The 10861-nt window shown below is 61.7% G+C and carries 16 protein-coding genes and 1 pseudogene; 7 read left to right on the forward strand and 10 right to left on the reverse strand.

Going from position 1 to position 10861, the window contains the following annotated elements; genetic code table 11:
• Together F6X53_RS31115 and F6X53_RS31120 are read right to left on the reverse strand one after the other, a co-directional pair.
• Nucleotides 1-444 (reverse strand): annotated as a pseudogene (locus F6X53_RS31115) (porin family protein); the annotation flags it as partial.
• A gap of 520 nt (nt 445-964) precedes the next feature.
• On the reverse strand, nt 965-1249 hold the full coding sequence (locus F6X53_RS31120) for a hypothetical protein (protein WP_151005654.1): 285 nt from the start codon (nt 1247-1249) through the stop codon (nt 965-967).
• Nucleotides 1250-1532: 283 nt separating this feature from the next.
• Between F6X53_RS31120 and F6X53_RS32825 the strand changes: the two genes are divergently transcribed.
• From F6X53_RS32825 to F6X53_RS31130, 3 genes are all read left to right on the forward strand, one after another.
• Complete coding sequence (locus F6X53_RS32825; RefSeq protein WP_191971081.1) at nt 1533-1676, forward strand: hypothetical protein; 144 nt, start codon at nt 1533-1535, stop codon at nt 1674-1676.
• A gap of 309 nt (nt 1677-1985) precedes the next feature.
• Nucleotides 1986-2177, forward strand: a complete 192-nt coding sequence (locus F6X53_RS31125) for a hypothetical protein (protein ID WP_238296037.1) — start codon at nt 1986-1988, stop codon at nt 2175-2177.
• Nucleotides 2178-2809: 632 nt separating this feature from the next.
• Nucleotides 2810-3046: a hypothetical protein gene (locus tag F6X53_RS31130; RefSeq protein WP_151005659.1), complete on the forward strand. Its 237-nt coding sequence runs from the start codon at nt 2810-2812 to the stop codon at nt 3044-3046.
• A 9-nt stretch (nt 3047-3055) separates the two neighbouring features.
• On the opposite strand, the gene F6X53_RS31135 is transcribed toward F6X53_RS31130, so the two are convergent.
• The 4 genes from F6X53_RS31135 to F6X53_RS31150 all read right to left on the reverse strand — a co-directional run bounded on the left by F6X53_RS31135 (nt 3056) and on the right by F6X53_RS31150 (nt 6149).
• Entirely contained in the window at nt 3056-3319 is a 264-nt protein-coding gene (locus F6X53_RS31135; RefSeq protein WP_151005661.1) for a hypothetical protein, read from the reverse strand.
• A gap of 1494 nt (nt 3320-4813) precedes the next feature.
• A complete protein-coding gene (locus tag F6X53_RS31140; RefSeq protein ID WP_151005663.1) occupies nt 4814-5071 on the reverse strand; it encodes a hypothetical protein in 258 nt (85 codons plus the stop codon).
• The gene (locus tag F6X53_RS31145) at nt 5068-5283 is read right to left on the reverse strand and encodes a hypothetical protein (RefSeq protein WP_151005665.1); all 216 of its coding nucleotides are present in this window, start codon (nt 5281-5283) and stop codon (nt 5068-5070) included. The genes F6X53_RS31140 and F6X53_RS31145 overlap by 4 nt, the downstream gene beginning before the upstream one ends.
• Before the next feature lie 122 nt (nt 5284-5405).
• On the reverse strand, nt 5406-6149 hold the full coding sequence (locus tag F6X53_RS31150) for a Crp/Fnr family transcriptional regulator (RefSeq protein WP_151005668.1): 744 nt from the start codon (nt 6147-6149) through the stop codon (nt 5406-5408).
• A 486-nt stretch (nt 6150-6635) separates the two neighbouring features.
• Here F6X53_RS31150 and F6X53_RS31155 point away from each other — a divergent pair, with 486 nt between their 5' ends.
• The 3 genes from F6X53_RS31155 (at nt 6636) to F6X53_RS32830 (ending at nt 7473) form a co-directional block, all read left to right on the forward strand.
• Entirely contained in the window at nt 6636-6818 is a 183-nt protein-coding gene (locus F6X53_RS31155; protein ID WP_151005670.1) for a recombinase family protein, read from the forward strand.
• Nucleotides 6819-6896: 78 nt separating this feature from the next.
• Entirely contained in the window at nt 6897-7163 is a 267-nt protein-coding gene (locus F6X53_RS31160; RefSeq protein WP_151005672.1) for a hypothetical protein, read from the forward strand.
• 160 nt (nt 7164-7323) lie between these two features.
• Nucleotides 7324-7473 carry a hypothetical protein gene (locus tag F6X53_RS32830; RefSeq protein ID WP_191971082.1) on the forward strand — a complete coding sequence of 50 codons (150 nt, stop codon included), beginning with the start codon at nt 7324-7326 and terminating at the stop codon, nt 7471-7473.
• Nucleotides 7474-7513: 40 nt separating this feature from the next.
• Here F6X53_RS32830 and F6X53_RS31165 read toward each other — a convergent pair whose 3' ends face one another.
• Together F6X53_RS31165 and F6X53_RS31170 are read right to left on the reverse strand one after the other, a co-directional pair.
• A complete protein-coding gene (locus F6X53_RS31165) occupies nt 7514-7780 on the reverse strand; it encodes a hypothetical protein (protein ID WP_151005674.1) in 267 nt (88 codons plus the stop codon).
• 235 nt (nt 7781-8015) lie between these two features.
• Nucleotides 8016-8750 carry a Crp/Fnr family transcriptional regulator gene (locus F6X53_RS31170; RefSeq protein ID WP_151005682.1) on the reverse strand — a complete coding sequence of 245 codons (735 nt, stop codon included), beginning with the start codon at nt 8748-8750 and terminating at the stop codon, nt 8016-8018.
• Between the two features lie 165 nt (nt 8751-8915).
• Here F6X53_RS31170 and F6X53_RS32835 point away from each other — a divergent pair, with 165 nt between their 5' ends.
• Entirely contained in the window at nt 8916-9383 is a 468-nt protein-coding gene (locus F6X53_RS32835) for a hypothetical protein (protein WP_191971083.1), read from the forward strand.
• Nucleotides 9384-9458: 75 nt separating this feature from the next.
• On the opposite strand, the gene F6X53_RS31180 is transcribed toward F6X53_RS32835, so the two are convergent.
• Together F6X53_RS31180 and F6X53_RS31185 are read right to left on the reverse strand one after the other, a co-directional pair.
• The gene (locus F6X53_RS31180) at nt 9459-10178 is read right to left on the reverse strand and encodes a Crp/Fnr family transcriptional regulator (RefSeq protein WP_151005678.1); all 720 of its coding nucleotides are present in this window, start codon (nt 10176-10178) and stop codon (nt 9459-9461) included.
• A 401-nt stretch (nt 10179-10579) separates the two neighbouring features.
• Nucleotides 10580-10861: winged helix-turn-helix domain-containing protein (locus F6X53_RS31185; protein ID WP_151005680.1), on the reverse strand; the 282-nt coding region annotated here is incomplete at its 5' end.

Raw genomic sequence — 10861 nt, forward strand, 5'->3', positions numbered from 1 at the left:
GCCGCCGCCCGGCACGGTGGCCGCCGCGAAGCGGTTCCGGTTACGGCCGAAATCGACGTACTGGGCGTCGGCCTCGACGCCGATCACGACACCCGAGCCCGGGGTGAACTGGTAGTTATAGCCGATCTGACCACCGCCGACGAAGCCGTCGTTGCTGTTGCGGTTGGAGAAGGCGACGACGCCGGCCGCCGGAGCGCCCGCACCGGTGACGAACAGGCTGGAGGCGGCGGTCGGGCCGGCGGGGACGCCGATCACGGTCGGGGCGCGGTCATCCTGGGTGCCGAAGCCGTAGCCGGCGTTGAAACCGGCGTAGAAGCCCGTCCAGGTGAAGACCGGCACCGGGGCGAACACCGGCGGGGGCGCGGCGCGGCGCGGCAGGTCGGCAGCGGCGGCAGCAGTGGTCAGGAGAGCCGTGGCAGCGCTGGCGAGGAGGAGCTTCTTGATCATCTGGTCCTTCGTCCCTTGTCTCAGGGCTTTGCAGATCGAGACAGGACGGCAGATTGCGTTGTAGCGATAGTGCAGACTTACAACACCCCTGCCGCACGCAGGAAAGGACGACGGTCAGATGTGCGAGAGCGCACGTCAGGACCAACACGTTAAGACGAGTTAACGGGTTCGTATCTGGATGTAACTGAAAGCAAAAACGCCCTGCGGCGACTTGGCGCACAGGGCGGTAGTTTTCTGCTAGTCGTTCCCAGGACCAACCAGGAAGTTTCACACCTTATTAGAACCTACGGCGGCCCCACCCACAAGCCTAACTTATGATCATTCGGCGCTCTGAATGAGCGAGGCCAACGCGCCCGCGGACCTTCGATGCTGCGGCACACGTAGACTCTCTCCTCGGGAGAACATCATCCCGGAACCGCCAAGCCGCCGCAGGGGGCCATAGCGAGCAGCAACATGGTGGGAGAGGTAAATCGAGCATCCCGGTCAAGCTAGGCAGGAAGCGTCTCTGAGTTAGACTTCAGGATGTTGCCCCAGCGGCTGACTGCTTCTCTGGCCGCGCTTCGAGGATCGCCTTGCGGACAGCGGCCCGCTTCAACCCAGGGCTTGCTTCCGGATTTCTGAGATTGTCCCGCGCGAACGCATGCGCCTTCACGGCGGCTTGAGGATTAAGCTGGTAGACACTACCCATCACGTACAGCGTCGCCTTTCGGTCTGCCATAAAGGTCTCAACGGCGGCGTCGACCTCCGCGTCGGTGAGGAGCCCTTGCTTGAGGAGGTCGCCAGTCGTCGGGTTGGTATCCATTGCTGGCAGCTAGCACACCGCTCGCCCTGTGAAAGGGGGTAAGGCTCAACCACCGACCTCTCACCGGAGCCCGTTGCATTCTCAGCTTGCAAGAGCGCCGGCCGCGCCTCCCCAGTGTCACAGAAGCCGCCGACTCTCGGCTGTTACTCGCCACATGCCGAGTAGGCGCAGACGCCCCTTCGCAAAGGCGGCCTGCTGTGCTGATTGCAACGAGTAGGCCAAGATCGCGGTACTCCTCTGGGCACCCACATGCTCGGGATCGCCACGGTGGAAGTCGCATCCAATGTCGGACACCAAACCCGTCAGCTTGATCTACCCCATCGTTTTCTTCGGTGGGGTGCTGTTCCTGTGCGCATGGTATCTGAATGGCAACCGCATCTTCGCGCCTTTCGTCGCTGCGGAGCAGCACATCACCGAGAGGGAATAGGGGCGCTGAAAGCCGATCCGGCTGGCTCAGAACCCGAAGCTGAACCCTGGCAGTCGCCCCTTTGGCAGGAAGTTGGCGCCTGAAGGCGTGGCGGGAGACGATGGCGCGCCGAGTTGCCGGGCGCGCTTCCGCCGTCACAAAGGCCGCACCCCTTCACCGAGATCGAGCACCGCTTCGACACCCTCGAAGGGGGGTTGCCGTGGCTCGGCGATGCCCAGATTGCCAACAACAGCTGAGCCAAACGTAGGCCAATCGGGCCGCCTTAATGCCAGCCAACATCCAGGGTTATGATTGGGCATGAGTGACACGATGACGAACACGCATCCCTACACGCTGGAGATCCTTCCGCCCAAGGCCGAGGGGGCGTCCTATCAATGGGCGATCCGCAGAAGCGGCAAGCTGGTCCAGCGCTCAGATCGCAGCCTCCCGAACGAGGCAAAGGCGCACGAAAATGGAATAGCGCAGATCGAGAAGCTGCTGTCCGGTGCGGGCGACCGATAGGCGTCGCCCTCTTCGCGCGCTTACGCTGGGCGGCATAGTGGAGGTATCTTAGCGTTCGCCGCGAGCGTCACGCGGCCTTCCCCAGATCGTCACGCTACGCACTGCCTGCCCTGCCCAATCAACTGTGCAGCCGATGTCAGCCATCGCGTCGTCCAAAAGCGTCTGCCAGTCCTTTCCATAGCTGCCGTTGGACAATCGGTTCCGGATCGCTGCGTGAGCGCGCGTCACGGTATCCTGGTCGGGTGGCAATCCCGCCCTGATCCAGTACGCAGCAAGGGCAGTGGTCGCACGCTCACCGATGGTCGGGGTGTCTGCCATGCTTCGGAGCTAGGGTGCTACCTCAACTCGGGAAGGTTCCCTCAGTGATCTGCCCGCGGCTTCGGAGCCGGGATCTCGACCAGTTGACCGGTCAGCGGATTGAGGATCACCATGGCGGTCTCCCAGACGCCGATACGAGCTACAGCTTCGCAAACCGAAACGGCTGAGATTGGGGCGGTATCCGGATCATTGGTGAGTGTGGTTGGCAGTCTCCAAACCATGTGCGGCAACGCTCGTCCCTCGGCGGCTCAAGGCCGCGCCAACCAGATGGCGGGGCGGACTGCGGCCGCATTTTCGGAGGTACAAGCCGTCGCATGATTGAGCAGGCTCGCCGCTTCTCTGCACCTTGGCGCATCATCGAGCTTGAGGAGGCATTCCGCATCGAGGACGCTACCAGTTCGCCGCTGGCCTACGTCTACTTCTCGGACGACACCGAGCGTCGGGTGATCACTGGGTACATGTCGCGGGAGGAGGCGCAGCGGATCGCTGCGAACATCGCCGCCCTACCTGATCTCCGGGCGGCGCTGCGTGCGAAGGACGAGGCCGCATGAGGCTGGATCTCACACCTTCTCAGGTCGCCCCAGTACAATGGCAGTGCGCACCGCTGCACGACGGGCTGCAAGGCCCGCGTTCATGCGTTTTAGCGTCTTCACGGCAAACGGATCGGCCGCGACGGCAGCGGATAGATTGAGCGAGAACCGCTCACCCAACACGTAGGTCTTCGGACTTGGATCAGCCAGGACGGCGTCCACTGCCGCAGTTATTTCTACTCTGTCAATCGCGTCGCTTGTGACAAGGGCGCCGATGGTGGGGTTCTCGGCCATGCTTGTGAGCATGGGGGAAATGACGACAGAGAAAAGGGCACCGGTACATCCGCGGTCGCCCTCTCCCTTGCCTGTCATCAGCCGGTGGATCTGACCACGGTATGGTTAACAGCCCCTTAGGTTTTCCAGCCGAGGATCAGGCCCGTCGATGACAAGCGGGGCTGCCATGAGTCCACGTTCCTCAAATCGCGTAGCCGACGCCTGCATCGCTGAAGCGATTGCGACGGAGCTTGCAGCCGCTGCCGCACACCACCTGCAGGAGGAGCGGACAGACGTTGCTGAGGTCCTACTTCGAAACGCGCGACGCCAGCGCGTGCGAGCGATCCTGTTGCGCGCTCTCAGTGGTGCCGAGCACTACAAGGCCATCAGCACGGCGCGGTAGACCGGTGGGTGAAGTCGGCAGCAGCGGCATTCGCATAAGATGCAGTATGGAGCCGCCGATTTAGGGCGGCACAAGCCCCGTCCAATCTGAGTATATCTTGATCCGCTTGCCGCCGCGGGCCGTGCAGCGCAGGCGTAGGACGCTACCAAGTGTGGGATCAAACATCCGCCCGATGCGTTCCATGATTTGAGTAGGTTTCAAGTTATGAATTTTGGCCACAAAGATTTCGCTGTCCGATCGCGAGTGGTGAAAGATGTGCTCGACAAGAGAGCGCATATTTTGCCAGACAGTGAACGGCGCAATTTTTGGTCAGATATTGCGAAGCTTTATGCCCGTCGATCAGTAGGAACACTGAAGCTTGTCAAAAGCGTTCGCACCCAACGGCCCGGACACTGAAGTGGCATTTGAGGGCCCAGGAAGAGCCGTTTAGGTTTTTGTGCGAGACCGACGCTACTGGCGAAGGCGCAGTGAGGCAGGATGCTGTCGTTTCCCGAACCTCGGCAAGAGCCCCGGTCAAGCCCTTATGGGTTCGTGATACAGGCTCTCGTCAGGTTTCTTGAGCGAACTTGCCCCCCGCCATCTGCACGCACTCTGCCCGACAATCTTCGCGAGGTGCTGACGCGCCTGGAGGCGCAGAGGCCGGGAAAGCGAGAGCGCATATTACGGGCGGGGAAGGGAAGCGGATCTCAAGTGTGTGAGACGGGAAGCCGCTCCACGATCAAAAGCGGCTCTCCTGCTTATAGCGGCAGGGAGGGCGACGGTTCCTAAGCCGTCCGCGACGCGCCTCGCGGAATGGGCGTTATGGAGCCGGTCGGCTGATGAAGTGGTCCACCGACCTCACAATATAGATGCACGCAATTCAGAGTATATGAACAATCACCAGTGCCGCAGCGACAAACCCGGAAAGTGCAAGGACAATAATCTCAGGAACCATCATGGATTACAAATAGTCACATCCCCACAATTATGCTCCATCATTTGAGGTATTTTCGAAATTATCCCGAAATTCGTGATCAAGATCAGCGCGTTGACTTACGTTAATTATCGCGCTCCATAACTCATATGCTCGTAGGATGGAGATCGAGACCCATCGAACATGGCGGTGGAGCCCGTCATGCCTCACTCAGGCTCTGGAGGATCGCTCGGTAGGCCCGGGCAAGCCCGAGAGTTGTCTCGATCTCCCGCAGCACCTGTTTGGCCAGAGGAACTTCCGCCAGGGCTGCGCTATCGGTCTGCTCGCGAAGCTGCGCGATCCGGTCGATCTGCTCGCTCCAGCGCTGCTCTGTCTCGGTCACAAGCCGGATCGCGGCCTCTATTGCTTCATCGGAGGCTGAGGGAGCGGTCTGCCGTGTCTCGGTGGGCGCGCTCATGGCTTCGTTGCCCGGGCCGGGATCGCCCATCGCTGGCGGCGTAGGGTCGCCAGGGCGTTTCGGGTGTCGCGCAGCGCCGTCTCAAACTCGGTCGCATCACATCCGGCCCCGGTGAGGCCGATGATGGCGGCGGTCAACGCCGTGCTGTTTGCCTCGCCCATTGCGATGCCGCGGTCCACCTCATCGAGGAGGTCGTCGTGCGTTCGTGCCATAACTCACGCATGCAACAGGCGGGAGCACAGACATCTCTCAAGCGCTGACGGCCAGGATCGAAGTCAACGATTGTCTACTAATAGACACATCTGCGACAGCAAACATTAACGTGAGTGGACGCTCAGGCGGCCCGTTTTTCCAGATGCAGGTACGTGGGATCGAACTCCGACACCCGCATCAGTTCATTCCATGCCTCAATGACGAGTGTATTGTTGCGGAGCGTGATCAGGCCCTTGCCGCGCATGTCCTGCAGCGTCCGGTTCACGTGCACGTTCGAGAGACCCAGGGCGTCACCGAGGTCGATCTGCGTGATCGGCAGGGTGTAGCGGTAGCCCCTGGCCAGACCAACAGCTTGGAGTTTGAGGTACATCTCGCAGAACAGGTGCGCGATCCGCCCATAGGCTGTCTTGCGGCCGATGCCGATCATCCACTCGCGGAAGATCGCCGCATCGACCAGCGTGTCGCGCCAGAAGGCCGCCGCGATGCCAGGATAGCGGGTGGTCAACTCGCGCATGTCGTCGTGCGGGATGAGCGCCACCGTGGCTTGGGTGATCGTACCAAGGGTGTGGTCCATGGTGTGCAGATGCAGGCTCTGCAAATCCGGGACGTCACCCGGGATGTGGAAGGAGAAAATCTGTCGCCGACCCTTGTCCAGGACCTTGTAGCGGCAGGCCCAACCATCGAGGATGAGGCAGCATTGCGAGGGCTTGTCGCCGTCGCGCGCGATGTCCTGACCCGCCTGGAGGACGCGGGTCTTCGCCGGCAGGCTCAGGATGGCCTGACGCTCCTCGTCCGAGAGGGTCGCGATGCTCTCCAGCTTGCGGACGAGCATGGTCAGGGAGTGGATTTCGGAAGCCGAGGACATAGAGCTTCACCTTGCATTGCAGGTAGAAGCGCTCGTCTCTCCCAGCCACCAGCACCTGTGTCGGATTAGCTGGCGATAAGGATGACCTTACACCATTGTGATCCGAATGTCCCAACGTAAATCGGTTTGCAGAGCGTTTTGTCTACTTGGTGGGGCACCCAACAATTCTACCAACCACCGGCCGGATGGTCAGAAATTGCGGCGGCTGACCTGCAGCGGCAACAGCGATAGAGCAGAGGCGATCTCAAGCCGTCGTCGTTCCAAGAGGGCTTGCCCCAGTGGAACGTTCGAAGGCGCCGTTGCATCACTTGCAGGAAAAACGACCGTTTTCCCGGCATAGGCCTAGAGAGGTCCGCTTGGTCCTCCGAACCGGCCCTTTTATGTCGGGAAAATATGTCGGGTTTTCTACCGTCGATAAAACGCACCTAGCGCACTATCCCGACATGCTCGTCGGCTATGGTCGCAACTCCATCATCAACCAGAACTGTGCGCCAAGAGCCGGGGAAGCGCCGGACCGCGGATCTGGCGCCGATCATCGGCGATATCCGGGCGACGGGCGGCACCTCCCTTCATGGGATCGCCACTGGGCTGAACGGGCGCGAGATCCCAACGGCGCAGGGCGGCACGTGGTCGGTGGTGCAGGTGCAGCGGGTGCTCGACGCTGCTTAAGCGCCTTCAGAGGCGCTGCCGATCTCGCGGTCGGTCTCCCTACAAGGTAGCCTCGGCTGCAGTGCAGGAGCGTTCCAGATGGCCCTACTCATCCGCGAGCTTCAACGATCCGCCAAAGGCCCTGTTGCCGACGACAAGGATTGGTGGCGGCTGGTCTTCGATACGGACACAAAGCGCCTCTACGTCGAGCACGCGTGGCAGCATACCGAGGTGCGCGAAGCCGGCCATTCAGGCCAGGGGAAGGAGCAGATCGAGATCCCGGATTACCTCACGCAGGCGGGGCAGACCGCTGGCCACCGTGAACTCTGGCGGCTCATTCAAACGCTCTTTCGCGAGGCGCAGTGACCCACACGCTTGTTGGCTTCGACAGACCTGTCGCAAACCGGGCTTGGCGGAGCGCCATAGGCAACCAATCTTGAAGGCATGGTTCGAGGTTCACCCGCCGCTTGATCGGGATCGCCGTCCGCGGTGTGGCGGGTGAACGGCTGTCACGATGGAGAAACCGATGGCGCACCTGATGCAGTCGCTTCGCTCGTTCTACGACCATCTTTGCATGCGGATTGAAGCCTCCGCCGAAAGACACGAGGCCGAAGCGGCGCGCCTGCGAGCAGAACTCGCCAAACACTCAGGAGAGCGGGCCGGAACCGGCCGTTGAGATACCGTCCGCATAGAAACCTGTCGGTCTCAGAGGCCGTTCAGGCTGCTGCGAGCTCATACAGGTGCGGGTAGTCTGATCGTTCAGCGAGCCGTTCGATATCGGCAAGGTGGTAGGTCTGTCCGCCGCAATCGACCCTGGCGGTCTGCCGATGCTCTCTGTCGAGCCCGGTCGTGAACAGCACCGCCTGCGCCAGCTCGGCAAAGGCGCGTGTTTGGCCGCAAGGGCGAAACGCACCGCTCTCCCACAGCCGATTTACGGTCCAGTGGACGACCGCATAGCGGCCCCAGTCGATGTCGCGCGTCATTCACAGCCCCAACCCGCATGGCAGCCTTCCTCCGGGAGAGATCCTCGAGGCGGCTTCATCTGGGCCCGCATCAACTACGCCGCCATTCGTGAACGGCGGCTCAACCGCGAGCCGTGGCGCCGTTCATCCTCGTATCTGACGACATTCCTGTCCGTAGGGGTATGCTTTAACGGACATTGTGCTCTTGGTGGGCGGCCTCACGGCGCTCGCCGATTGGGTGTTATGGGGTGAGGGCCTACCGCTCCGGTGAAATGCTTGAGAGCTGCCCTTCGCCAAAGTGCAGGTACCCGGGATCGAACTCGGCGAAGGCCTTCAGGCGCGCCACGTCCGGGATGGTCAGCCGGCGATGGCTCCAGACGATGAGGCCGCTGCTACGCAGGGATTGCACCACACGGTTGATGTGGACCTGTGAGACCCCAATCACGTCAGCCAAATCCGGCTGGCTGAGCCCGAACTCGAAACTGTTCTCGTCAGCGAGGCCTCTGGCCTGCAGGCGCACGAGCAACTCGCAGAAGACAAGGGCCAGATGCTTCTCAGCACCTCGGCTCGTGCTGGCGAGCCACTCTTGCGCGACATTCAGCTTCACCAGCGTCATCCACCAGAGAGTGCGTGCGATCCGCGGGTAGGTCTCGATGAGATCCGCCATGGTTTGGCGCGGGATGTCCGCCACGGTGCAGGGGGTGAGCGCCCCGACCATGTTCCCGAGCGTGTAGGGAATGGGCAGGTGACCGTCGCACAGGTCTCCTGGGAGGATCAGGGAGATGATGCGCCGTGTACCACCGGACCAAATCTTGTAGCGGCAGGCGATGCCGCTCAGGATCAGCTGCACGCTGTGGGGCTCACCCCCAGCATCGATGTCGGTACGTGCAGCCACGGCTCGGGGACGCAGCGTCAGCGTGTGAAGTGCCTGCCGCTCGGGATCAGACAGAAGACCGGCATGTTCCAGTCGTCCGATCAGCAGGTCATGCATCGCCAAACCCTGATCGCCTCCTGACGCGCAGGTTGTCTGGCCCGCAGCCTCATCTACGGCACGAGCGTAGCCATACGGGCGGGAACATACAAAACGTGATAGGTGGCCGCCCGCTGGGGCGGTTCATCGACTGTCGATGTGCGACAAGGGCCGAGGACTGGCCGCATGCCATGGACGCTGTTGCGCGCGGATTGGGCGTTATGGAGCGTCCTCGATCACCGCGAGAAGGGATGCCGTCACGACGCGCTTGCCGCTTTCATCCCGAACGTCGACCCGGATCTGTATGGCATTCGTGCCGAGTGGCGTAGTCGCGATCATTCCGGCGAGGGCACGCTGCGCCTCAGCGCGGACCGCTTTCAGGTCGGGGAGGTCATGTCCCGCATCATCGCGGATGTCATCACCATCGTGGATGTCGAAGAAGAACCGTGGCACGTGCCTTCCCAACCTGGATCGGCTGAAGGCGCGGGCCTTCAGCCCTGCGATGTCCGCTTGATACGCGCCTCTAAGCCAGGATCGGCCCGTTCAGCAAATCGTCGGTTACCGAGACCGATGGAAAGCCCGGATGAGGACGATCTGCAGCGTGATCTCGGCCATTCTGCTCCTCGACGAGGCGGCTCATCGCCAAGCCTGTGATCCTAACCACTTGAACCTGCGGCAAGTTCATATGGCGAGCAGGCCAGAGGCGGGTGAGTGTGATCCGTGGCTCTGTCAGGGGCCGAACCCGTCAAAGCACAGGTAGGCCGGGTCGAACTCGCCAAAGGCCTTGAACTCCTGAACGTCCGAGATCGTCACGAGATTGTCGCTCCAGGTGATCAGGCCACCAGCGCGCAGGCTCTGTACGACGCGGTTGATGTGGACATGCGAGATGCCCAGCACATCCGCCACGTCCGACTGTGAGAGCGGAAGCTCGAAGCTATCCTCGTCCGCCAGCCCGATCACCTGCAGACAGACCAGCAGCTCGCAGAGGGTGTGGGCCAGCCGTTTGTCGGCCGGGCGCGTGTCGTTGACGATCCACTCGCGGGCCCGGCTCAGTTCGCGCAAGGTGACCCACCAGATCGCCCGATTGATGCCGGGGTAGGTGCCGATCAGCTCTATCAGCTCAGAACGGGAGAGATCCACGACCGAGCAGGGGGTGAGGGCACCCACGCGCAGATCGCGCCCGAAGGCGCCGGTGTCGTGCATGTAGCAGAGGTCGCCCGGCAGAACGAAAGAGACAATCCGGCGGGTGCCACCTCTGAGGATTTTATAGCGGCAGGCAAAGCCGTTCATGACGAGGTAGACGCGATCCGGGATGTCACCCGTGACAATGTCATTGCGGGCCGGCACGGCACGGCGGTTGAAGGTCAGGGCCTGCAGCTCGGCTTGCTCTTCGTCGGACAGCGCGCCCGCACGCTCAAGTTTTCGCAGGAACGGATCCCCAGACGCCACGTCGCCACCTAAGCTTACCCGCGCGATAAGAGACTATAATCGTGCAAAAGTTACTGAACCACAATTCGACGTTGGGAATGCGTAAAGCCGGATCAACTCTAGACTGAATTCAAAATGCGGCTAGGAAGTTCCCGGGACTGGCTCGCGAGGAGATGCTCGCCCGTGCATCTCGTTCCGATAGGGCTTGCCCGTGTGGAACGGCCCGAAGCCACCGACAGCCTGCTGTAGACGTTCGGATCCAAACGCGGGCGCACTCCGCTTCTAAGACCCTTCCAGAACGGTCATGCATCCTGAGCATGCTCCAGCTTGTCCGTTGGGATATACCTCAACGGACATTCTGACCTTAGCGCGCAGGCTCATAGCGCTCGCCGTTCACGCTTTTTGGAGCGGCGCAGCTGGCCTTAACCAGCCATGGCCCGCATCTCGACCATGCCGTCGTGCAGCGAGTACCCTCGACCCCACACCGTCTCGATGTAGTTCTGACCGCCAGAGGCGTTGGCGAGCTTCTTGCGCAGCTTGCAGATGAAGACGTCGATGATCTTCAGCTCGGGCTCGTCCATGCCGCCGTAGAGATGGTTGAGGAACATCTCCTTGGTGAGCGTCGTGCCCTTCCGCAGCGAGAGGAGTTCCAGCATCTGGTACTCCTTGCCGGTGAGATGCACCCGCGAGCCCGAGACCTCGAC

Source organism: Methylobacterium soli, assembly GCF_008806385.1.
GTDB lineage: Bacteria > Pseudomonadota > Alphaproteobacteria > Rhizobiales > Beijerinckiaceae > Methylobacterium > Methylobacterium soli.